General features: G+C 67.3%; 20 protein-coding genes. 11 read left to right on the plus strand and 9 right to left on the minus strand.

All coding sequences use genetic code 11. The features are described from left to right. Positions 1–29: 29 nt before the first annotated feature. Positions 30–1,094: a mannonate dehydratase gene (gene uxuA, locus CFB47_RS24085; RefSeq protein ID WP_179258972.1), complete on the minus strand. Its 1,065-nt coding sequence runs from the start codon at positions 1,092–1,094 to the stop codon at positions 30–32. Positions 1,095–1,364: 270 nt separating this feature from the next. Between uxuA and CFB47_RS24090 the strand changes: the two genes are divergently transcribed. The 3 genes from CFB47_RS24090 (at position 1,365) to CFB47_RS24100 (ending at position 5,169) form a co-directional block, all read left to right on the plus strand. Further along, on the plus strand, positions 1,365–2,087 hold the full coding sequence (locus tag CFB47_RS24090) for a FadR/GntR family transcriptional regulator (RefSeq protein WP_089463529.1): 723 nt from the start codon (positions 1,365–1,367) through the stop codon (positions 2,085–2,087). Positions 2,088–2,248: 161 nt separating this feature from the next. Continuing rightward, on the plus strand, positions 2,249–3,382 hold the full coding sequence (locus CFB47_RS24095; RefSeq protein ID WP_089462504.1) for a PotD/PotF family extracellular solute-binding protein: 1,134 nt from the start codon (positions 2,249–2,251) through the stop codon (positions 3,380–3,382). Then, the gene (locus CFB47_RS24100) at positions 3,379–5,169 is read left to right on the plus strand and encodes a GGDEF domain-containing protein (protein WP_089462505.1); all 1,791 of its coding nucleotides are present in this window, start codon (positions 3,379–3,381) and stop codon (positions 5,167–5,169) included. Before CFB47_RS24095 ends, CFB47_RS24100 begins: the two co-directional genes overlap by 4 nt. A 110-nt stretch (positions 5,170–5,279) precedes the next feature. Here CFB47_RS24100 and CFB47_RS24105 read toward each other — a convergent pair whose 3' ends face one another. The 3 genes from CFB47_RS24105 to CFB47_RS24115 all read right to left on the minus strand — a co-directional run bounded on the left by CFB47_RS24105 (position 5,280) and on the right by CFB47_RS24115 (position 7,515). Further along, positions 5,280–5,579 (minus strand): DUF4148 domain-containing protein, encoded by a 300-nt coding sequence (locus CFB47_RS24105; RefSeq protein ID WP_089458362.1) that lies wholly within the window; start codon positions 5,577–5,579, stop codon positions 5,280–5,282. A gap of 269 nt (positions 5,580–5,848) precedes the next feature. Further along, entirely contained in the window at positions 5,849–6,103 is a 255-nt protein-coding gene (locus CFB47_RS24110) for a hypothetical protein (RefSeq protein WP_027791787.1), read from the minus strand. Positions 6,104–6,156: 53 nt separating this feature from the next. Then, complete coding sequence (locus CFB47_RS24115; RefSeq protein WP_373453165.1) at positions 6,157–7,515, minus strand: D-serine ammonia-lyase; 1,359 nt, start codon at positions 7,513–7,515, stop codon at positions 6,157–6,159. A 70-nt stretch (positions 7,516–7,585) separates the two neighbouring features. Between CFB47_RS24115 and CFB47_RS24120 the strand changes: the two genes are divergently transcribed. Then, positions 7,586–8,542, plus strand: a complete 957-nt coding sequence (locus CFB47_RS24120) for a LysR substrate-binding domain-containing protein (RefSeq protein ID WP_179259020.1) — start codon at positions 7,586–7,588, stop codon at positions 8,540–8,542. A gap of 315 nt (positions 8,543–8,857) precedes the next feature. Here the strand turns inward: CFB47_RS24120 and CFB47_RS24125 are convergent, their stop codons facing one another. After that, on the minus strand, positions 8,858–9,760 hold the full coding sequence (locus tag CFB47_RS24125) for a sulfite exporter TauE/SafE family protein (RefSeq protein ID WP_089462508.1): 903 nt from the start codon (positions 9,758–9,760) through the stop codon (positions 8,858–8,860). A 320-nt stretch (positions 9,761–10,080) separates the two neighbouring features. Here CFB47_RS24125 and CFB47_RS24130 point away from each other — a divergent pair, with 320 nt between their 5' ends. Together CFB47_RS24130 and CFB47_RS24135 are read left to right on the plus strand one after the other, a co-directional pair. Beyond that, positions 10,081–10,977 carry a LysR family transcriptional regulator gene (locus tag CFB47_RS24130; RefSeq protein WP_089462509.1) on the plus strand — a complete coding sequence of 299 codons (897 nt, stop codon included), beginning with the start codon at positions 10,081–10,083 and terminating at the stop codon, positions 10,975–10,977. Between the two features lie 123 nt (positions 10,978–11,100). Further along, positions 11,101–11,730, plus strand: coding sequence for a LysE family translocator (locus CFB47_RS24135; protein WP_089458989.1), 630 nt, complete (start codon positions 11,101–11,103; stop codon positions 11,728–11,730). Positions 11,731–11,803: 73 nt separating this feature from the next. Here the strand turns inward: CFB47_RS24135 and yddG are convergent, their stop codons facing one another. From yddG to CFB47_RS24150, 3 genes are all read right to left on the minus strand, one after another. Next, positions 11,804–12,748, minus strand: coding sequence for an aromatic amino acid DMT transporter YddG (gene yddG / locus CFB47_RS24140; RefSeq protein ID WP_143330857.1), 945 nt, complete (start codon positions 12,746–12,748; stop codon positions 11,804–11,806). Positions 12,749–12,955: 207 nt separating this feature from the next. Beyond that, on the minus strand, positions 12,956–13,243 hold the full coding sequence (locus tag CFB47_RS24145) for a hypothetical protein (protein ID WP_089462511.1): 288 nt from the start codon (positions 13,241–13,243) through the stop codon (positions 12,956–12,958). Between the two features lie 97 nt (positions 13,244–13,340). Next, entirely contained in the window at positions 13,341–15,026 is a 1,686-nt protein-coding gene (locus tag CFB47_RS24150) for a metallophosphoesterase family protein (RefSeq protein WP_089462512.1), read from the minus strand. Between the two features lie 324 nt (positions 15,027–15,350). Here CFB47_RS24150 and CFB47_RS24155 point away from each other — a divergent pair, with 324 nt between their 5' ends. From CFB47_RS24155 to CFB47_RS24170, 4 genes are all read left to right on the plus strand, one after another. After that, complete coding sequence (locus CFB47_RS24155) at positions 15,351–15,650, plus strand: YXWGXW repeat-containing protein (RefSeq protein WP_089462513.1); 300 nt, start codon at positions 15,351–15,353, stop codon at positions 15,648–15,650. A gap of 241 nt (positions 15,651–15,891) precedes the next feature. After that, entirely contained in the window at positions 15,892–16,656 is a 765-nt protein-coding gene (locus tag CFB47_RS24160) for an RNA polymerase sigma factor (protein ID WP_089462514.1), read from the plus strand. After that, positions 16,653–17,072 (plus strand): hypothetical protein, encoded by a 420-nt coding sequence (locus tag CFB47_RS24165; protein ID WP_089462515.1) that lies wholly within the window; start codon positions 16,653–16,655, stop codon positions 17,070–17,072. The genes CFB47_RS24160 and CFB47_RS24165 overlap by 4 nt, the downstream gene beginning before the upstream one ends. Then, positions 17,069–17,572 (plus strand): periplasmic heavy metal sensor, encoded by a 504-nt coding sequence (locus tag CFB47_RS24170; protein WP_089462516.1) that lies wholly within the window; start codon positions 17,069–17,071, stop codon positions 17,570–17,572. Before CFB47_RS24165 ends, CFB47_RS24170 begins: the two co-directional genes overlap by 4 nt. A 48-nt stretch (positions 17,573–17,620) precedes the next feature. Here the strand turns inward: CFB47_RS24170 and CFB47_RS24175 are convergent, their stop codons facing one another. Continuing rightward, complete coding sequence (locus CFB47_RS24175) at positions 17,621–20,584, minus strand: M48 family metallopeptidase (protein ID WP_179258973.1); 2,964 nt, start codon at positions 20,582–20,584, stop codon at positions 17,621–17,623. A gap of 304 nt (positions 20,585–20,888) precedes the next feature. Between CFB47_RS24175 and CFB47_RS40640 the strand changes: the two genes are divergently transcribed. Beyond that, positions 20,889–21,683, plus strand: coding sequence for a hypothetical protein (locus tag CFB47_RS40640; RefSeq protein WP_143330858.1), 795 nt, complete (start codon positions 20,889–20,891; stop codon positions 21,681–21,683). Positions 21,684–21,686: the final 3 nt, after the last annotated feature.

The following is a 21,686-nucleotide window of genomic DNA, read 5'->3' on the forward strand; positions in this document are numbered from 1 at the left end:
CCGCAGCGCCGGCGGCCTCGATGGGCGGGTTAGCGCGTGGCGTGCGACGGCGTGCGGTCGAACTTCGCGAGCGCTTCCCACAGGCCGTTCAGATAGACCGCGCCGAGCGCGCGGTCGTAGAGGCCGTAGCCGGGCTTGCCCGTCTCGCCCCAGATCATGCGGCCGTGGTCGGGGCGCACGTAGCCGGTGAAGCCGGTGTCGTGGTACGCCTTTACGATCGCGGCGATGTCGAGCGAACCGCAGCTCGACAGGTGGGCGGTTTCCTCGAAATCGCCGTTCGCGTCGACCTTCACGTTGCGGATGTGCGCGAAGTGGATGCGACCCATCGCGCCGAATTCGCGCACGAGCGCCTCGACATCGTTCTGCGGGCCCGCGCCGAGCGAGCCCGAGCACAGCGTCAACCCGTTCGCGGGCGTGTCGACGATGCGCACGATCCGCGCGAGATCGTCGCGGTTCTTCACGATGCGCGGCAGCCCGAAGATCGGGCGCGGCGGATCGTCGGGGTGGATCGCCATCTTCACGCCGGCTTCCTCGGCGACGGGGATGATCGCCTTCAGGAAGTATTCGAGGTTCGCCCACAGCGCGGCTTCGTCGACGTCGCGATACTCGGCGAGCAGCGCCTTCAACTGTTCGGGCCGGTAGCTCGAATCCCAGCCCGGCAGCGCGATGCCGTCGTCCGGATCGATCCGCTCGACCGCGTCGGTGCTGAACGCGAGGCAGGTCGAGCCGTCGTCGAGCTTCTTCGACAGCTCGGTGCGCGTCCAGTCGAACACGGGCATGAAGTTGTAGCAGATCACGCGCACACCGGCCGCGCCGAGATGGCGAATCGTCTGACGGTAGTGGTCGATCAGGCGGTCGCGGCCCGGCTTGCCGAGCTTGATGTCCTCGTGCACCGGTACCGACTCGACGACTTCGAACTGCAGGCCGGCGCGCTCGATCGTCGCCTTCAGCGCGTCGATCTTGTGCGCGGGCCAGACTGCGCCCACCGGTTCGTCGTAGATCGCGGACACGATATGCGTGACGCCGGGGATCTGGCGGATGTATTGCAGCGAGACCGGATCGGACTCGCCGTACCAACGGAAAGACATCTTCACTGGAGCGGCTCCTGGCGGGCGGTTGAGGCATCGGACGGACGGGCGGCAGCGTGGCGGCCGCGTCTCCGGTGTGCGGATTATGATTGGTATACCAGTTGCGCTGGATAGTGGTTTACCAGTTATTGAGGTGGAACCGGGGCGTGAGCGCGTCACAGGAAAGACATGCGTCACGCCAGCCGCCACGCCGAATCGGAGGCGGCCCGGAATTGGTGTACCATTTTGGCGATCCGGCGCCGCGACGGCGCCGGCCAGCCTGTTGCGAGCCTTTCGATGACCGATCTTTCCAGCCTGCCCGCCAGCCGCGATACCGATGTCGCGGACCGCTCCTATATCGGTCTTGCGCGGCAGATTCACGCGATGGTGGCCGCCGGTGCGTTCGAGGCCGGCGCGCGGCTGCCGTCCGAGCGCAGCCTGGCCGACCAGTTCGGCGTGAGCCGAACGCAGGTGCGCGAGGCGATCATCGCGCTCGAGGTGCAGGGGATCGTCGAGGTGCGAATCGGTTCGGGCATCTACGTATCGGCAGCCGACGCCGCGCGGCCGGTGACGTTCGAGGTGCCGCGCGGCCCGGGGCCGATCGAGACGCTGCGCGCACGCGGGCTGATCGAGGCGGAAGTCGCGGCGCTCGCGGCGACTGAACGCAAGGATGCGGATCTCGACCGGCTGTTTTTCTCGCTGACGACGATGCGCGAGCAGATGGACGACAAGGTCGCGTACGACGCGGCGGATCGCCAGTTCCACCTGCGTATCGCGGAATCGACCGGCAACACGGTGCTGCTGCACATGGTCACGGCGATGTGGGACTGCGCGCGCAGCGATCCGCTGTGGGACAAGATCGAGGAGCATTTTCACTCGACCGCGCTGCGCGAGGCATCGCAGGAAGATCACCAGCGGATCTTCGCGGCGATCATGGCGCGCGACGCCACTGCGGCACGCGACGCGATGCGTGCGCACCTGTCGCGCGTGATCGCGGAATTCACGCAGGCGTGGCGCTGACGCGCGTTCCGTCGGAGCAGACAGGCCGGCGTCACGTTACCGTCATACGGCGGTGAGCAACGGCGCCCGCGCTCCCGTTGTACGGCTTCTTCCGATTGCGCGACCGTAGGTTTTATGGTCTCGTTGCGGGATATCGCATCGACTCGAAAAAGGACAGTCGAATGCAGCCGGGCGATTCACACGGGGTCCAATTGATCAGGGGAATCGGCGGACGTACGCGCGTACGGTTCGCCGTGCGCCGGCTGCTTGTCATTTTGACGGCGGGCTTACTTGCCTCCGTGCTTCCCCCGGCGTTCGCCGCTTCTCCCGAAACCGTCAACGACACCGTGCTGCGTGTGCTCGCATGGCCCGGTTATGCGGACGACGATGTCGTCAGTGCGTTCGAGGCGCAATTTCACGCGCGCGTCGAAGTGACGTTCGTCGATTCCGACGAAGCACTGTGGACGCGCATGCACAGCGCGGCGCCACCGCCGTACGACGTACTGGCCGCGAATACGGCCGAGATCCAGCGCTATGCGCACGAACGCCTGCTCGCGCCGATCGACCTGTCGCGCATCCCGAACCGGCGGCGGCAGTTGCCGAACTTCCAGCAACTCGCGGCGATCGACGGGCTCGTTGAAGCGGGCGCCACGTATGCGATTCCGTTCACGTATTCGTCGATGGGGCTGATCTACGACCGCAAGCAGGTGCCGGCCGCGCCGCGCTCGATGCGGGAGATGTGGAATCCGCGCTTTCGCGGCAAGGTGCTCGACTTCAACAGCGCGCAGCACAATTTTTCGTTCGCGGCGCTGGCGCTCGGCTATCCCGATCCGTTTCGCCTGTCGCCCGCGCAGACGCTCGCCGTCGCGCGCAAGCTGATCGACCTGCGCCGCAACCTGCTGACGTACTACACGCTCCCTGAAGAGGCGACCGCGTTGTTCGTCCAGCATCGTGCGGCGCTGATGTTCGGCAACTACGGCACGCAACAGGTCGAACTGCTGCGACGGGCCGGCGCGGACGTCGGCTACGTGATCCCGGACGAAGGCGCGCTCGCGTGGCTCGACTGCTGGGCCGTCACGCGCGGCGCGCAACACCCGGCGCTCGCGTTCGCGTGGATCAATTACATGCTCGAACCGGCGATCGGCGCGCTGCTGACCGAACGCCAGGGCCTCGCGAACACGCTCGCGTCGCCGCCGGGGCTCGACGCCGGGCACCCGCATCTCGTCTGGCTCCAGCCCGTCGAGGACATCGCGCGGCGCGAATCGCTGTGGAGCCGCATCGTGTCGGGCGACCGGCCGGAGCGGTTCGGAAAATGATCCGGCTCGGGCTTACGTCGAAACTGTCGGTGCTGTTCGCCTGCATCGGCGTGATCGCTTCCGGCACGACCGGCTATTACGCGTATCGTGCGAACCGCACGATGCTCGTGCAGGAAGCGCAGCACAGCCTGCTGATGTCGACGCAACTGCTCGGGCAGCGCTTCACCACGGCGCTGTCCGACGTCTCGGACGATGCGCTCGTGCTCGCGCAGTTGCCGTCGTGTGCGCGGGTCGCGGCCGGCGACAACCGGGATGGCGCGCCACGCGCGCGGCTCGAGCAGGTGTTCTACAGCTTCATGAGAAATCACCCGGAGTACCTGCAGATCCGCCTGATCGCACGCGGCGAATTCGGCCTCGAACGCATCCGCGTCGATCGCGATGCGCATGGCATCGTCGTCCTGCCGGACAGCGCGTTGCAGGAAAAAGGACAGTTTTCCTACGTATTCGATACGCTGGCCACGGCGCCCGGTCATATCTATCTGTCGCCGATCGTGATCAACCACGAGACGGGAGCGCACGCGGCCGAAGGGCTGCCGATCCTGCGCGTGGGCACGCCGGTCGTCGACGCGTCGGGCCAGACGGTGGGGGCGCTCGTCGTCGACGTCGAGCTGTCGCGCGTGTTCGACCGGCTCGAACGCGATCTGCCGGACGACTACGCGGTGTACCTCGCGAACGAGTGGGGCGATTTTCTCGTGCATCCCGATCCGGCGCAGACGTTCGGCTTCGATCGCGGCCGGCGCGTGCTGATGCAGGACCGCTTCGCCGTCACGCGTGCGCTGTTCGACAGCGCGCGCACGAACGTGACCCTCGATGGCCTGGCCGACCCCGCCGCGGCGCCGGGGCAGATGTTCGCGTTCGTGCGCACGCCGTTCGGGCACGACGAGGGCAACCGCTTCGTCGTGCTCGGGATGGGGCGCCCGCTGGCGGACGTGTTGTCGCCGGCCGGCATGCTTGGCGAGCGGATCGTCCGGATGGTGCTGGTGTCGAGCTTGATGGCGGTGATCCTCGCGATCCTGTTCGCGCGAGCGATCACGCGGCCGCTGCAGACGCTCGCGCGCGCCGCGACGCACGTGTTCGACGATCCGGCCGCCGAGCAGTTGCCGGTCGGGCGTGCCGACGAGATCGGCGTGCTCGCGCGCTGTTTCGACAGCATGCGCGTCGAGATCCGCACGCAGGTCGCGATGTTGCGAGCGAAGCAACTGGAGCTCATGCACCTCGCCGGACACGATGCGCTGACCGAACTGCCGAATCGCCTGCTGTTCATGGAGCATCTCGATACCGCGATCCGGCGTGCGGCCGCGATGCACGAAGGGCTGGCCGTGATGTTCGTCGATCTCGACCGCTTCAAGCAGATCAACGACCAGCACGGACACTCGGCCGGCGACCGCGCACTCGTCGCGGTCGCCAAGCGGCTGAGCCTCGTGCTGCGTCGCGGCGACATGGTCGCGCGGCTCGGTGGCGACGAATTCATCGTGCTGATTACGGACGTGCGCTCACCGGCGGCGATCGGCGAAGTCGCGTCGCGCATCCAGCTCGTGATGGACGAGGAACTGGAGTTCGGCGACCGGCGCGTGGCGGTCGGCGCGAGTATCGGCGTTAGCGAGTTTCCGGCTGACGGCGCGTCGGCCGAGGAACTGCTCGTCAAGGCCGATGCGGCGATGTACGCGGCGAAGGCGTCCGCCCAGCGCGCGTTCGTGCGCTATCAGGAACTGCTCGGCAACGGGAGCGGCGCCGGCAGCGGGACGGACGAGGCGGCCGGCCGGGTTGCGTCGGGCGGCGGCCGGTGACCGGTGATGGCCGGTCGCCCGTCCGCGCGTTGCAAACGCCACGAGCCCGTCGCAAGACGGGCTCGTCGCGGGTGCGGACTGCGAGCGAAGGCGCGCAGCTTCAGGCTTGCTTAGTGGCCGAAGTAGACCGAGTCGCGCGGATTTTGCATCTTCACGGCCGGTGCGCCACCTTCGACGGTCGCGGCCGGTTGCGCGCCGTAGCCGCTGTTGTCGGCACCTTGCACGCGGGCTTGCGCGGCCTGGATGTCGGCCGGGTAGTACGGGCTCGACTGGCTCGGCTTGTAGCCGGCGCTTTCGAGTTGGACCAGTTCATTGCGCACTTGAGCGCGGGTCACGGTGCTTTGGGCGAAGGCGCCGAACGAGGCGGACAGGGCGACAGCGGCAACGACTGCGGAAACGAGCGATTTCATGATGACCTCCGATGTTTTTGGCTTTCCGCGTTCGACACCATGTCGTAAGCGGTTGATTACATCGTAGGCGCCGGTCGACCTAGGGTAAACGTGAGTTTTGGCGAAAGATCGTTGCAGTCGGGACAATAATTTCGAGATAAATGCCTTCCGTCCCTAATCGACGTTGTCGGATTTGCAAGGGAAAGGGAGGCGGACGCGCGCGCATGCACGGACGGGCGCGCGCGGCGCAGGCGCGGGCGGAGAGTGGGGCGAACTGCGACGCTGCCGGATCAGACGTCGTCGTCGATTTCCTTGCGTTCGCGGCGTTCCTCGTTGCCGCGGCGCGCGCGCAGGCGCTGGCGCGACAGCACGGCGATCACCTGCTGGGTCGGCGCGCCGGACGGCAGTTCGTTGCGGATGCGATCGGGCACCATGGGCAGGCCCGCGCGCTGCCGGCGCAGCGCCTTGGCGATTGCCCGGCGGCATTCGTCACCGTGGCAATCCCATTCATCGCGGATTCTCTGGCAATAACGGCATTGTTCCATCGAGACAGTCTAACGCGTCTTCGCGAGCGGGGCTGAACGCTTGCCCCGCTGCGTCACGGGTTGGCTGCGGCACCGGCGAGCGCTTGCGCATGCGACTGGAAGCGTCGGTGCTCTTCCGGCGGCACGAGCGAGCCGCCCGTCGCCCAGATGACGTGCGTCGACCGGCGCAGGTCGATCGCGTGGCGATGCACGTAGTCGCGGCCGGCCGGGGACGCCGTCAGCCAGCCGGGGCCACTGACGGCAGCAGCGGCCGACGGTTCGAGTTCCACGCCCGTCGCGCGCTGAACTGCGAGCAACTGCGCGTAGAGCTGCGCATCGCTGACGGTGAACACGCCCGACAGCAGCGAAGCCATCAGCGGGCTGACGAGGTGCGATGCCTGTGCGACGGCCAGGCCGTCGGCCTCGGTCCGGTTGTCGAGGCCCACGTCGTAGACGGACACGGGCTTGCCGGGGCCGGCGGCCAGCTGGACCAGCATGCACGGCGACGCGACGGGTTCGGCAAAGAAGCAATGCACATGCTCGCCGAACAGCGCCTTGAGGCCATACGCGATGCCGCCCGGTGCGCCGCCGACCCCGCACGGGATATGGACGAAGAGCGGATGCGTCGCGTCCACGCGGCGGCCCGCGTCGGCGAGCTGCGCGGCGAGATGCCGGGCGCTGGCCGCGTAGCCGAGGAACAGCATCAGCGAACCTTCGTCGTCGACGAAGTGGCTGCGCGGCTGATCGCGTGCCTGCGCGCGTCCGGCCGCGACGGCCTGCGCATAGTCGCCGTCATGTTCGATCACGCGAACGCCGCGCTTTCTCAGGCGCGCCTTCTTCCACGGCTTCGCGTCGGTCGACATGTGCACGACCGATTCGAACCCCAGCGCGGCGGCCATCACGCCGATGCTCAGGCCGAGATTGCCGGTGCTGCCGACGATGACCGTGTGCGCGGCAAACCGTTCGCGTGCGGCAGCCGATGCGAGGATCCGCCGGTCGCCCGCGGGGTCGAGCAATCCGTGTTCGATCGCGATCGACTCCGCGAGCGCGAGCACTTCATGAAAGCCGCCGCGCGCCTTGATCGAACCGGCGATCGGCAATGCGTCGTCGCGCTTGATGAACCAGGCGCCGTGTGTGTCTGCCGGGAGCGTCAGCATGCGCTGCAGGTCGTCGGCCGGCATCAGCGGCGATTCGATTTTGCCCGCGCTTGCCGCGAGTTCGGGAAACAAGGCGGCCATCAGCGGTTCGCAGCGCGCCAGCCGCGCCTCGGCTATCGCAATGGCGCCGAGCCCCGGCGCGTCGTGCGGTAACGGGCTGCCCGCGTGGGGGTTCAGCCACAGCAGAGGATGGTGGGATTGCAGTTGAGCTAATAGATCGGCGGGCTGGAGCGTGATGGTCATGGATCGGTCTTGCGCTGGATAAACGACAGGTATGGCCGGAATGCTACGATCCGGGACGCCTGCGCGAAAGCGCCGATTTCTAATGAATCCATTAGCCTGACTGATATCTATGCGACTCGACGGTTCGATCCTGGGTGCGTTGCTCTGCTTTGAAACGGCCGGCCGGTTGCTGAGCTTCACGAAGACGGCCCAGGCGTTCAACCTGACGCAAAGCGCCGTGAGCCAGCAGATCCGGAACCTGGAGGACCGGCTCGGCTATCCGCTGTTCGTGCGCCAGGCGCGCGGACTGAAGCTGACCGAGAAGGGCGGAATCCTGCTCGGGACGATGTCGAGCGCGTTCGTCGACATCAATCGCACGCTTCAGACGCTCGGCATGTCGGATGCCCCGCTGCAGGTCAGCTGCCTGCCGTCGCTCGCGCTGCAGTGGCTGATGCCGCGCCTGTCCGAATTTCACCGGCAACGGCCGAACGTGCCGGTTCGCGTGAAGGCCGAGTTTCAGGTGCTGGATCGCCAGACCATGGAGACCGACGACATCGATGTCGCGGTGCGCTACGACCCCGTGCAATACGATCGGCTGCACGCGGAGGCCATCCTCGACGAAATCCTGTTTCCGGTCGCCACGCCGGCGTATCTGGCGCAGCATCCGGCTTTTGCCCGCGGCGAATCGCTGGATGGCGTCGTCCTGCTGCACGACGCCGCGCCGTGGGGCGGCGCGCCCGAGTTCGTGGAGTGGCGCACGTGGCTCGACGAAGTCCGTCCGGCGTGGACGGCCGATCTTGACGGCCCGCAGTTCAATTTCTCCAGCCTGGCGATCACGGCCGCGCTGAACCATCAGGGTGTCGCGATGGGGCGCGGCGCGCTCGTGCATGACGAGATCGCGAACGGGCGGCTCGTGGATGTCTTTGGCAGGCACGTGCGTGCGCCGGCGCGCTACGTGCTGTTGTCACGCCATCCCGACGATCCGCGTACCGGGGCGTTTTCGGACTGGCTCAAGGCCGAGTGCACGCGCTTCGATGCGGCGCGTTCACGCTTGCTTTCGAACGGAAGCGGACGCGGGTAGCCGATGCTGTCGGATGGTTGAATTGGAGTGCGAAGGAGTTGGGTGACGACTACAAACGCAAACTACATTTTCCCGTCCGTCTCCATACGGATGGCTTGCGCGTGGACGGGGCCGGCAAGCGTTACTTGAGTTGCCAGATGCCCCAGACGGCGATCAACAGGCCAAGGCCGAGTCCGCAGCCGAGCAATACGTAGGTTTCCATGTCATGCCTCTGAAAGCGTGGCCGCGCCGACGCGGGCATCCGCGAGCGAGCAGCCAGGTCGGTGACGTATCGTTCGGCCCGTCGGGCGGGGCGATACGCCGGGTCCGCGAATACTACGCTTCGCAGCTTTCAGAACGCATGCGCGATCGACGGCTTTGCGCCGTCTCCTGGTTCTCGCCCGTGTGTGCGTGGTTCGTCGGGATAACGTGCGAGGCACCGTGCCGGAACACGCCCGATTTCCAGATCATCTGCGATGCCGCGACGAGCACGAACAGCAGCACGACCATCCGGAAGCGCTTCGGCGACATCTTGTCCCGCAGCGGGCGAACGAGCCACATGCCGGCAATCGCCGGCAGGCTCGCCGCCGCCGAGATCGCGAGGTCGGCGCCGCTTGCGTGCGCGGCGCCGCTGAACGTCGTGATCAGCGTGACGATCGACACCACGAGGATGATCGCGATCTGCTTCGTGAAGACGCGCCCGGTCGCGCCGGACGAAATCAGGTAGGTGGCGAGCAGCGGGCCGGGAACCGACGCGATGCTCTCCATCAGCGCCGCACCGAAGCCGAGCACGAAGCCGACGGGCTTCTGCCATGCTGCCGGCAGGTTGAGTGTCGGCGCGGCGAGCATCAGCGCCGCGGCGACGATCAACAGCGCGCCGGACGCCGCCTGCGCATGCCCCGGATTGAGCGACAGCAGGATCGCCACGCCGACGATATTGCCGATCACGGTGCCCGCGATCGGCGCGGCGATCTTGCGTGCCGTCGCCAGCAACTGGCCGCCTTCCAGCGCCTGCGGGATGTTGCCGAGGATGATCGGCATCGACAACAGCAGCACCGCATGCCGGATCGGCAGGAACTGGCTGAGTATCGGCATCGCGATCAGCGGCACGCCGATGCCCGTGATCCCCTTGGCCATGCCGCCCAGCAATAGCGCGATGGCGATGCCGGCCAGCTCGAACGCGCTGAGCGTCTGCAGGCTGGAGACCAGCACCCCTTCAGTCAGATTGAAATGCATCATGGATTGGCATGTCGCGGCATATCCGGCAGCGAGCGCTGTCGATGGCGCACGTGGCGGTCGCGTGTGTCTGGCACGCATGTGTTCTGGATTGGCTCGAACCGGAAGTCGATCGCCTGGCGCCGCGCCGTTATGCGGCCGGGGGCCGCAGGCAATCGACAGGCGGTTCGACGGTGCATCTTACCCGAGCGTTGAAGGACAGTCGGCACTGGCCGTGGCGCGCCATGGGGCGCGTCGACGTGATCATTTTCGCGGTTCAATATAATTCATGATGGTTTAGTCTTTCATGTGCAGTTTTCATACCTTTCATCGAGGAGGCGTCGATGACGCTGGCCCAGTTGCAGGCCCTGGCGGCCGTGGTCGAACTCGGCTCGCTCACGGCTGCGGCCGACCGGTTGAGCCGCAGCCAGTCCGCGATCAGTCATGCATTGACCGAGCTGGAAGACCTCACGGAGGTCAAGCTGCTGTGGCGCGACCGGCAGCCGGTCGTCCTGACGGCGGCGGGCGAACGCCTGTGGCCGTACGTGCAGAACGTGGTGCGGGAAGCTCAGCTGCTGCGCCAGCAGTTCAGCCTGTCGCGCGGCAAGCTCGAAGGGAAGCTGGTGGTCGCGTCGTTGCCGAGCGTGTCGCTGGCGTTCGTCGTGCCTGCGCTCGAGGCGTTGAAGGACATGCACCAGGGCGTGTCGGCGGTGCTGCTCGAAGGCACGGACAGCGAAGTCGAAGGGTGGATCGACGACGGTACGGCCGATATCGGCGTGGTGGCCGGCACGAAGACGTTTGCACACAATCTGCCGTTGCTCGACGAGGATTTTGTCGCGGTGGCGGCCGACGGCATGTTCGCCGGCCGCAAGCGCGTGTCGGCGAAGCAGTTGTCCACGGCGCCGTTCATCTTCTCGAAGGCAGGGTGCGGGCCGGTGATCGCGGATTACTTCGCGCGCGGCGGGGTGCCGCTGCAGGCCGCGTTCAACGTGGTCGAGATGCGCACCATTCTGTCGATGGCCGAGGCCGGCATGGGCGTGTCGATCGTGCCGCGCATCACGCTCACGTACACGCCGTTCGGCGGCCGCGTACTGGAGTTGTCGCCGAGGCTGCATCGCTCGGTGCGGTTGTCGTGGAATACGGCCGGCAACGCGATCGCAGACGAGTTCGTGCGGCTCGTCGACGCGCAACGCGCGAAGGCGGCGAAGGCGGTCAACACGCGCGCGAGAAAGGCCAGGTAACGAGCTGCTTCAGCGATGAACAGCGCTCATGGGCGACTTGAAGTTTATTCAAGCCGATGGCAGTCGAGATGCAATACAGTGTTCGAACTCGCCCCTGACCGCTTCGTCCCGAAGGAGATTGCCGTGCCGGCCTTGCCCACCTTGCTTGCTTTCGGACTCGTGTCGCTCGGCATGGTGCTGACGCCCGGGCCGAACATGATCTACCTGGTGTCGCGCTCGATCTGTCAGGGCCGCCGTGCCGGGCTGGTGTCGCTCGGCGGCGTCGCGCTGGGGTTCGTGTTCTACATGGTGTGCGCAGCGCTCGGCATCACCGCGCTGGTGATGGCCGTGCCGTATGCGTACGACGCGCTGCGTATCGCCGGTGCGCTTTATCTGGCGTACCTGGCGTGGCAGGCGCTGAAGCCGGGCGGCCGCTCGGCGTTCCAGGTCAGGCAGTTGCCGCACGACAGCCGGGCCAGGCTGTTCACGATGGGCTTCGTCACGAACCTCGCGAATCCGAAGATCGCGGTGATGTATCTGTCGCTCCTGCCGCAGTTCATCTCGCCGGGACACGGCAGCGTGCTCGCGCAATCGCTGGCGCTCGGCTGCGTGCAGATCGCCGTGAGTGTCAGCGTGAATGCGCTGATTGCCTGCATGGCAGGCGGCATCGCGGGCTTTCTGGCGGGGCGGCCGGTCTGGGCGTCGGCCCAGCGCTGGTTGATGGGTACGGTGCTGGCCGGGCTGGCCGTGCGTATCGCACTGGAGTCGCGCTAGCGCGCTTGGTTGGCGGTATGCAGGGCCGCCGGAGGGTTTTCCAGCGGCATCGCAACGCAAGCGCCCGGCATCGTCAGCCCTGGCAGTTGCCCTGCGCTTCGTTGCCGACCCGGACGGGCACGGCTTGTTCACGACGCCGGCTGCGCGTCGCGAGCCAGCACAGGATCGACCCGCCGCACACCATCGATGCGCCTTGCCAGAATTCGATCGACAGCGGCGCGTGCAGCAGCGTCGCGGCGAGCAGGGCGGCGAGCACCGGCGTGAAGTACGACGCACCGACGATGACGGTCACGTTGCCGTGCATGATGCCGGTGTTCCAGGCCGCATAGCCGAACCCCAGCGCGGATGCCGCCAGCACGATGTAGACGACCGCATGCAGGCTGAACGTCATGCCGCCGCCGCCTTCGATCGCGAACTTGATCCAGAGCGCCAGCGCCACCAGCATGAAGAACGGCGTGACGCCGTTCTTGCCGTCGGCGAGGCGCGCCGTCACCGTGCAATAGCCGGCCCAGATCAGCGCGCCGACGAACGCGAGGCCGTAGCTCAGCGGATTGTCCGTGACGTTGTGCAGCATGCCGGCCGGATCGAGGCCCCGGTCGCCGCCGAGCACCCGGCAGATCCCGAGCATCGACAGCAGGACGCCGGGCACGACCAGCAGGTTGGCGCGCTGCTTGTTGAACACGATCGCCGCGACCAGCGTGAAGCTCGGCCACAGATAGTTGACCATCGCGACTTCGATCGCCTGCTGGCCGTTGCTGGCATAGCCGATCGACAGCGCCAGGCACAGCTCGTACGCGACGAACAGCAGCCCGCCCCAGAGTAGATACTTTTTCGGGAACTTGCTGAGATCGGGGAAGCCGATCGTGAACAGCAGCAGCGCGGATGCCACCGTATAGATCATCGCGGCGCCGCCGGTCGCGCCGAGGCTTTCGCTCACGCCACGAACGAGGGCGACCACGGAGGCCCACAACAACACCGCGCCGAGCCCGGCGAGCGTGGCCTTGTTCTTGCGCTTCATGCTTCCTGCCTGTTTCAACATGCCAATGCAAATTCGGATGATTCGGTTCCGCCTGCATGCACCGCGCGCGCATTCGGCATGCGGGACGGCCATTGCCGGCGAAAACGCGTAGTTTAACGGGGAGACGGAGAACGGGCAGCGGCGTCGGCGGTGATTCGCCCGGCGCTTGAGGCTGATCCGGGCGCATGGGCGTCACGCGGCTACCGGTCACGCGTCGTCGATGCGCCAGGCCGCGCCGCTTGCCGACAACGCGCGGCCAATCGAGTCGAGCATCGCGTCCCGCGTCGGCCCGAGCGTCGTGACCGGGAAGAAACCGTCTTCGTCGGTCGACAGGGCGATCAGCGGCCAGCCGCCGGCGTCGCCGCGGACTTCAAGGTGTCGTCGGTTGGAATCGATGTCGATGGCGTGATGCGCTTGCCGCAACGCATTCGCGATGGCATCGAATGCGTCGGCCGACGGCGTCGTGTGGATGCGGTATTCGAAACACATCTTCATGGGCCGGTGGGCGAGGCGGGCAGTCTGGCGCGTGCCAAGCCGCCACCCGCCCTGACGGCAGCGCATCAGGCGCCCGCCGCAACGGGCGCCCGCCCGCTCACCGCTCGCGCCGCTTCTTGCTCAGCTCGATCGTCTCGAACAGTTCGTAATCGGCGGTCGGGTGCTGGTCGGCGCCTGGCGCGTGGTAGTAGCGCATCGTGATCGTCGTGTGCCCGCCCGGCTTGCCCGGGTCGTGGTCGAATACCGCGATCCCGTAACCGGTGCCCGTATCGCGGCGCGCGGACCAGATCGCATCCTCGAGCGCATCGGCCGGCGCGCGCACGAACGTATTCGGCGCCGTGCCCGGCACCGGCCGGTTCGGCTTCGTGAACACCTTCGCCCGCGCAAAGCCGGTAGCCGGGTTTTCGCCGTACACGTCGAGCGGCGCGCTGGTGCCGCCGCCGCCGAGGATCAGGTGGATCGTGCCGTGGCTCGTGTCGAACGTCGTGCGGTCCGGGTCGTTCGAGCCGACCGGACGCGGCTGCAGCGTCTCGACGACTTCGCCGGTCGTCGCATCGACCCCCGCGCGGTGATTGCAGCCGCGCACCGGGTAGCTGCGCTCGTAGTCGTGATCGTGGCCGCACAGCACGAGGTCGACGCCGTAACGGTCGAACAGCGGCAGCCACGCTTCGCGAATGCCCTTGTCGGAACCATTGCCCGTCTTCGACGAGCTGAGCGCGTCCTGGTGCATCTGCACGACGATCCAGTCGATGTCGCCGTCATGCGCGGCATGCCGCAGCGTGTGTTCGAGCCAGCGCGTCTGCTCGCCGTTGCTGTAGCCGCGCACGTAGAACGACGTGCCCGGTTCGATCGGCGGGTGGCCGGTGCTCGCGGCCGGCACGAGCGGCGCGGGGCCGCCGACGAATGCGGCGGCGTCCTGGTACACGACATCGTCCGCATCGAGCGAGACGAACAGCACCGAGCTCACGCGGAAGCTGTACCAGCGGCCCGGGAAGCGCGTGCCGTTTTCCGGCAGCGTATAGCGCGCGAGATACGAGTCGAGCCCCTGTGGGCCGTTGTTGAACTCGATCTCGTGGTTGCCCGGGCACGGCATCCACGGACGATTCGCGGCCGACGTCTGGTTGTTGTTGCCGAAATCGCGCCACACCTCGGGCTGGTGCGCGGGGTTCAGGTTCGCGTAGCAGAGGTCGCCGTTCAGCAGGTGGAACAGCGGCTGGAACTGCTCGACAGCCTGCACCGCGAAGCGGCTCTGCGGCGACGACAGCACCCACGCGCCGTTCGGCGTCGCGAGATCGCCGTAGCTCGTGAAGCGGAACGGTGCGCGGCCGCGCGGCGCGGTCGAGAAATGCGCGGAGAACGGCTGCGCGGCGTTGCTGTCGTTGTCGGCCGTGATCTCGTAGCGGTAGCGCGTATTCGGCTTCAGCCCGTGCACGCGTGCGTGGTATGCGAATACCGTCTCGCCGTTCAGGCCGTCGGTGTACACGCGCTGGACGCCGTGCACGGTGCGCGCCGGCTCGCCGTCGGCGACGATGCGCGCGCGCGGATTGACGGCCGACGCGAGCGAGGCCCACGAGATCACGACTTCCGACGTCGGGTCGTTGCCCCACGTGAGGTGCACCTGTTCGGGCGTGCCGTCCGGGTTCGACGCGGCGGCCCTGGCTGCCGCGAGGCCACCGGCGGCGGTGGCGAGGCCGGATACGCCGGCGAGTTTGAGGAAGCCGCGACGCGAGACGGACGCGGCCGGCTCGTTCGGCTGGATCGGGGAGTTGTCCTGGTTCGACATGGTCGGTGTTTTCGTGGGTGGAGACGCGAGATGTGGAACCGCCTGGCCGTGCGCGAGCGCGGCCAGTGCGTGAGCCGGAAACGAGCGGGATCCCGGTGCGAGACATTGTCGAAGGGCAGTTTTGCCGGGTTGTGACAGCAGGGCAACCCCGCGTAAGCGTGGGCTCAGGCCACGAACTCGTGGATCGCGGCATCCGGCCAGCGCCGACGCGCGTCAGGTTCGGCCGAAATTTATTTGCAGACACCGCGACGGATTCCGTCCGCCCGCGCCGTTTAACGCATGAACGGCCGCTTCCGGTCGATATCCGCTACTTCGGAGTCTTACATGAAGCTTTCCATCCCATTGCGGTTCGCAGCGGCATGCGTGGCCGCGCTGGCTGCATCCGCCGCCTTCGCGCAGGCCGTCATCGTCGCGCCTTACGCGCCGCCGGCGCCTCGCGTCGAAGTGATGCCGGCGCCGCGCGCGGGCTACGTGTGGGACCAGGGCCACTGGCACTGGCAGCAGGGCCGCTACGTGTGGATTCCGGGCCACTGGCAAGTGGTGCGCGTCGGCTATCACTGGGTGCCGGGCCACTGGGTCGCGCGCGGCCCGGCCTGGCGCTGGGTGCCGGGTCACTGGGCCTGATGCGCATGCCGCCGCACGGCACGCGGTGCCGGCGCGGTGGCGCTTTCCCGCAACGTCATGAGGCGCAGCCATGCCTGTTCGAACCGTGGTGATACTCGCGGCCGCAGTTGTCGTGCTGGCCGGCTGTGTCGTGGTGCCGGCGCGTCCGGCCTATTACCGGCCCGCGCCGGTCGTCGTATATTGAGCACGCCGGCCGCCGCTCGCGCAAACGGGCGGCCGGCACCCGATCGACCCGATCGCCATGCAGCCTGAAACGGATGCCGATGAAACGGACCTTGCCGAGGCCGTGCGCGATGCGCGCGGCGATCTTGAACCGCCACTGGGGCGGGGCCGGGTAATGGCGCAGCGCATGCAAGGAGAGCACGACGATGAGCATCAGTCTGCAGGCGGGCGCGTCAACGATCGCGCCGCGGCCCAGACGCGCGATGCGCTGGAGCGCCCCGCGTTGAGCGACGGCGATCCGGACGCGGCGCTGGTCGCACGGGTCGGCGCGCGCGACGCGTCGGCCGTGCGCATGCTCGTCGCGCGCAAGTTGCCGCGGCTGCTCGCACTCGCGACGCGCATGCTCGGCGACCGCACGGAAGCCGAGGACGTCGCACAGGAGACGTTCTTGCGGATCTGGAAACAGGCGCCGGGCTGGCGCGAGGGCGAGGCACGGTTCGACACGTGGCTGCATCGCGTCGTGCTGAATCTGTGCTACGACCGCTTGCGCGGCCGCCGCGAGGAACCGGTCGACGTGTTGCCCGACGTGCCCGATCCGCAACCGGAGCCGGCCACGCGCGCGGAGACCCGCTCGCGCGACGCGCGCGTGCGGCAGGCGCTCGCGGCGTTGCCGGCGCGGCAGCGCGAAGCGCTCGTGCTCCAGTACTATCAGGAAATGTCGAACGTGGAGGCGGCCAACCTGATGGGCATTACCGTCGACGCGCTGGAAAGCCTGCTTGCACGTGCGCGGCGAAACTTGCGCGCGCAACTGGCGGGCGACTCACCTAGCGAGGACATCCGATGACACCCGAACGATTTCGCACCATCGTCGCCGCGTACGGCTCGGATGCGCGGCGCTGGCCGGACGGCGAGCGCGCGGCCGCCGAGGCATGGGCGCGCGCGCATCCGGGCGACGCACTGGCCGCGCTGGACGATGCCGCCGAACTCGATGCGTGGCTCGCCAACGATACGGTCGCACCGCCCGCGCCGGCGCTCGTCGAGCGCATCGTCGCGACGGCGCCCGCCTCGCGGCGCGCGCGGCGGCGGGGCGCCGTGTGGTGGTCGGGCGCGGCATTCGCGGGCGTGGGCCTGGCCGGCGCGCTCGCGGGTGCGGTGGCCGTGTCGATGCTGATGCTCGGCGGCGTGCCGACGTCGCAGCATGAACCGGGCTATCTGACGACGACGTTCGGTGGGCCGAGCGTGGACTGGAGTGATGAATGACTGAACGTGGCTGGAAATTCATCCTCGTCGGCTCGGTCGTGCTGAACGTATTCATGCTCGGCGCGATCGGCGGCGGTGCGTATCAGTGGTTTTCGACGCATCGCGACCTGCGGGCGGCGGGCGCACCGGCGTCGCACACCGCATTGCGTTTCGCCGCGGACGAATTGCCGGACGCGCGCCAGCAGGAATTCGATGCGGCGCTGAAGGCGGCGCGCAAGGACGGCCGCGATTTCGCGCGGGAAGGGCGCGACGACCGGATCACCGTGCTGGATCTGCTCGCCGCGCCGCAACTCGATCGCACGGCGATCGACGCGGCGCTCGAGCGCACGCGTGCGGCCGATACGGCGCTGCGTGCGCAGGTCGAGCGCAGCGTCGTCGATTTCGCGGCGACGCTGACGCCGGACGAGCGCGCGAAGTTCGTCGACGGGTTGCGGCGTAGCGGGAACTGGCGGCTGCCGCCGAAGTGGCAGAAGAAGCAGGGCGTACCGGAGAGTCAGTAATCGTCGTCGCGAATCGGCATGGCGGCGGGTGTCACCGAATGCGCGGCCCTACTTGCCGACGCTATTATCGTGGCGGCTCGCTGTTGCCGCCTGGCCGATTCGCACCGCGGACGCGTCGTCGGGAACATGCGTGAGTCGTGCCGCCAGCGCCCGATCGAAGCCGGGTATCGTTCTAGCGAGATCCAGCCAATTGCGCAGATAGGGAGAGTCCGGCGCATCGTATCGCACGTGCGATAGCACCATCGCCGCCGCGTTGTCGCCGGCGGCGCGCACCAGGGTCTCGGGTGTGACGACATTGCCTGCGTCCAGCACGGTGCGCGTCGTGCCGCCGTCCTTCGTGCGAATGCTGGCCGGCGGTCGGGAAAAGACATACTCGGCCGAAGCGGGCTGCCATCGCAGCGGCGCGAGCCAGTGTGGCGGCGGTGCGGCTGCGCTGCCGTAGGCGGCCGTCCACAGGCGCAGCGGCGCGGCGGCGGCGACGGTGTAGACGAACCGCGCATGCAGAAAACCGAGCGGTGCATCGAACGATTCGATCGGCTCGCCATCGGAAGTCGTGCTGACGATACGGATATCGCGGCCGCCGTGAACGGTCACGTCGGCTGACGCACCCGGTTGCAGTTCGACGCGCCGTCCGTCGATCGTCGCCGATACGGTGCGTGCGAGGCCGTTGTACACCGAGACGGTGACGCGGCCTTGCATCCAGCCGAATACGAGCACGGACCCCACGATTCCGAGTGCCACGGCCGCGCGAGCCATACCGGGAAGCACGCCGCTGGCCGTGCCGAAGCGCTCGCGAAAGGTCGGCGGGTCGACGTGCAGCACGCGCTCGGTGCCGACGACCAGCGTGTCGTACGCGGTTGGAACGGACGGCGCCGGCGGTGGTGCGTCCGTCGCCGGTGCACCGGAACCCGCATGGGCGGCGGCGACGATCGCCTCGGCGCGCAGGAGTTCGTCGAGCGTAGCGCGGCGCAACGCGGAAAGTTGACCGGCGGCATGCTGGACCCAACCGCCGACAGCACGCAGCCAGTCGTGTATGTTGCTTCGCACCGGCCCGCCGAGCGCGAAACGCCCCAGCGCGTCGGGCCAGGTGCCGATGCCGAGCGCGGCCAGCACGGGCGCGCTCGGGTGTACATCCGCCGCGTGGTGGAAGACTTGTGCCAATGCACGCTGCAACTGCTCGGCCGCACGGACGATATGGCCGATGCCGTGCTCGGCGATTGTTCCGCCAGCCGTGGCCCGCTGCCGCCACAGCGACAGATGCGCGTGAGCGTCGCGCACATTCGCTTCGGCATGCTCCGCATAGTGAAGCAAGCGCAGCAAGCCTTCGAGATATGCGCGCCATGCCGGCGACAGGGTGTCGGCGGCGGCCAGGTGGGCGCTGCGTACCGCCTTCAGCACCGCTTGGAGGTGGCCGCGGGCGGCGGAACGCTCGGCATCGACCGCGTCGATCGCGCCGGGCAACTCGGTGCGGCGAAGTACCCGGCCGCGGTGGCGGATGACCCCGTCGATCGCTTGATAGCGCCCGTCGCGCAGCGAGCAAAGCAGTGCATGCTCGCGATCGAGCTTGCGCAGCCGCTCGAGGTCGTGGCCGATGGTGGCGGGGTACAGCGTGTCGGTATCGAGCGGACCGGCGCGCGTGACGGGCTCCGTCAATGACTGCGCGGACCGCGCGTGCCGGGTGGCCGGAAAACCCATGTAGATGCCGCGATATTGCGGCCCGAGATGTTCCTGCGCGAAATGTTCGTCCATTTGCCGCAGCGACACGTCGGAGTCCACCGGCGCGTGTCCGGTGTCGCCGGTCAGCGCGGCCGTCATGTGCTCGCGCAGGCTGTGCGCGTCGTCGAACAACACCCACGCGCTACGTTCGTCCACGGGCGCGGCCAGATACGTGCGCTTCGCGTTTTCCTCCCGTTCGTGATTCTGCGGGTGCGTGGCCCACATGCGCGGCGGCTGCGCGATTTCCCGGTCGAACACGCGGAACGCGTCGGCTGCGTCCGCCGGCACCTGCGGGCGCCGGCCGTAAGCCGGATCGTTGTAGATGCGACCGAGGCGATCGGCAAAAGCGTGCTGCACGACGAATGCATCGCGCGGCGGCCGGCCGTTGGCGACTTCGCTGCGCAGCAGGCCCAGTGTGCGGTCCCATGCGTCGTCTGCAATCTGCAACCGGTGCAACGCATGCACGATGGCATCGCTGCCGGTCAACGAGACGGCGACCAGGTCGGCTTGCATTTCCATTTCACGCGACAGCGCTCGTTGCGCGACGACAACCAGGCGGAACGCCATGTCGATGATCGATCGCAATGCCCAGACGGCGAGGCCGAGCAGCCAGCCGATCCACGAGATGCGCACGTCCAGGTTCGACAGACGGTGCAGGACGCGGTCGAGCAGGTCGCGCTGAGCGACGATATGGACGGCGATCTGCTGAGCCGTGTAGACCCATCGGCCCACCGCCATCGACCGCTGTCCGAAATGGCCGAACTCGTGCGCGCACACCGCCTTGAATTCGGTGAGATTGAGCATGTTGACGAGCGCGAGCCCGATCTCGAGATGCTTGAGCGAGGGCCGAACCAGGTTCAGCAGGGACAGGTCGTAGAACACGGCCGCATTGACCCGCGCACTGACGAACACCTTGTTCGGGCGCGGCGCGCCGGCGTCTTCGGCGATACGTTCGAGGAACGCGAACAGCCGCGGCTGCTGCGCGCGCGTCAATTCAACGCGGTCCGTACTCTCGTCCTTCCGGACGAAGAAGAGCGCCTTGGCCAGGAATACCGCCAGGAACAGGCTGCCGCCGCACGCGAGCCATTCGGGCAACCCGGCCGACCCGCCGTCCAGCGCGAGCCGCAATGCACCGGTGATTGCCGAGAACGCGAACCACGCGGTCAGCGCGAGATACAGCAGGATGAACAGCACGAGGCTCGCAACCGCCAGCCACACGTTGCGGCGATACGCGGTGCTCGCACGCGCGAGTCCGGCCGGTACTTCGCGCGGCCCGGCAGGGTAAATGGTGACCATCGTGTTGTCGACCCATGAGCGTAAGCAGCGCGTCTGTCGCGCGATTAGGACATCGTAATGTGACAGCCGATCGATCGTGCCGGCATATCGCATCCCGGCATCGCGATGCCATCGAAGGTGAAATGAAAACCGGGTGAAAGCATTTGCGTCGCGTTGCGTATTCGAACCGCCCCGACGGGAAAAAACGCCACCCGCCGGAAAAAATATTCAGGCAGAATAAGCCGCCGTGTCGTTTCGGACTGGGAAACAAATAATCAATGAAATGCACATGCCGGGGCGTATCCCCGGAATTCGGGGGAATGCCATGTTCGTTTTCTGGGGGCGGAAGTTAGTCTATCGCAAGCAGGGCTATGTAGCGGACTTCTGTCCGATTTGCAGAACGCCGCGTACATTCGAATTGCAGCGGGTCGGCTCTGCCGGTCATGTCTACAACATCTCGGTTGGCGAAGGGCGGCTGGTCGGATATCAGCGGACTTGCCAGACTTGCCGAACGCCGGTCAAGAGCGAGCTGTCCACCTATGCAAGCGTGTCGCCGAAGCCCGCGCCGCTGCCGGAGCTTACCGCGCGTACCTTTCCCAATCTGGAATCGGCTTGGAGAGACCGGCTCGTCCTCGAGGAGCGGGTGCGCACCGCTCTCCCGTCGCTGCAGCCCGACGAGCGACAGGCTCTGATTCGCGATCCGTTCGTGGTGCTATCGACGAAGGCCGAGCGTTATTTCGCATCGAGCCGCATCAATTGGCGAGACATACTCGCGATCTTCATCGCGTTCGCCGTCGCGATCGTCGGGTCCGTGACGGTGGGCATGGTCGCACCGGACGCGACGAACTACGGCATCTATTTCTTCATCGCGCTCGGCATATTGATCGTCGTCAGGCAAATCAAGGCGACGGGGCGTCGTTACATGGTCAAGCAGATTGTCCCGCCCCTCGCGTCTGCGCTCGCACCATTGGAACCGACCCGGGAGGAAATCGATTCAGCGTTTCGCGAACTGGGTCTTTCGCAGCCGCGGATGGCGCGCAAGTTGCCGATCGAGGCGTTGCTGTCGAGCCTGTCCGGCAAGCATGCTGCGGGGCTCGGCGATGCGGGGACTGCACGCTGAGGT

Origin of the sequence: Burkholderia sp. AU27893, from assembly GCF_002223205.1 — a bacterium.
Taxonomy (GTDB): domain Bacteria; phylum Pseudomonadota; class Gammaproteobacteria; order Burkholderiales; family Burkholderiaceae; genus Burkholderia.

Coding starts and splice junctions, on each gene's coding strand:
- CFB47_RS24100 (WP_089462505.1), top strand. CDS start 3,379: ATGATCCGGCTCGGGCTTACGTCGAAACTGTCGGTGCTGTTCGCCTGC.
- CFB47_RS24145 (WP_089462511.1), bottom strand. CDS start 13,243: ATGAAGATGTGTTTCGAATACCGCATCCACACGACGCCGTCGGCCGAC.
- CFB47_RS24155 (WP_089462513.1), top strand. CDS start 15,351: ATGAAGCTTTCCATCCCATTGCGGTTCGCAGCGGCATGCGTGGCCGCG.
- CFB47_RS24095 (WP_089462504.1), top strand. CDS start 2,249: ATGCAGCCGGGCGATTCACACGGGGTCCAATTGATCAGGGGAATCGGC.
- CFB47_RS24105 (WP_089458362.1), bottom strand. CDS start 5,579: ATGAAATCGCTCGTTTCCGCAGTCGTTGCCGCTGTCGCCCTGTCCGCC.
- CFB47_RS24175 (WP_179258973.1), bottom strand. CDS start 20,584: ATGGTCACCATTTACCCTGCCGGGCCGCGCGAAGTACCGGCCGGACTC.
- CFB47_RS24110 (WP_027791787.1), bottom strand. CDS start 6,103: ATGGAACAATGCCGTTATTGCCAGAGAATCCGCGATGAATGGGATTGC.
- CFB47_RS24150 (WP_089462512.1), bottom strand. CDS start 15,026: ATGTCGAACCAGGACAACTCCCCGATCCAGCCGAACGAGCCGGCCGCG.
- CFB47_RS24090 (WP_089463529.1), top strand. CDS start 1,365: ATGACCGATCTTTCCAGCCTGCCCGCCAGCCGCGATACCGATGTCGCG.
- CFB47_RS24130 (WP_089462509.1), top strand. CDS start 10,081: ATGACGCTGGCCCAGTTGCAGGCCCTGGCGGCCGTGGTCGAACTCGGC.
- CFB47_RS24165 (WP_089462515.1), top strand. CDS start 16,653: ATGACACCCGAACGATTTCGCACCATCGTCGCCGCGTACGGCTCGGAT.
- CFB47_RS40640 (WP_143330858.1), top strand. CDS start 20,889: ATGTTCGTTTTCTGGGGGCGGAAGTTAGTCTATCGCAAGCAGGGCTAT.
- CFB47_RS24170 (WP_089462516.1), top strand. CDS start 17,069: ATGACTGAACGTGGCTGGAAATTCATCCTCGTCGGCTCGGTCGTGCTG.
- CFB47_RS24160 (WP_089462514.1), top strand. CDS start 15,892: ATGCAGCCTGAAACGGATGCCGATGAAACGGACCTTGCCGAGGCCGTG.
- yddG (WP_143330857.1), bottom strand. CDS start 12,748: ATGAAGCGCAAGAACAAGGCCACGCTCGCCGGGCTCGGCGCGGTGTTG.
- CFB47_RS24125 (WP_089462508.1), bottom strand. CDS start 9,760: ATGATGCATTTCAATCTGACTGAAGGGGTGCTGGTCTCCAGCCTGCAG.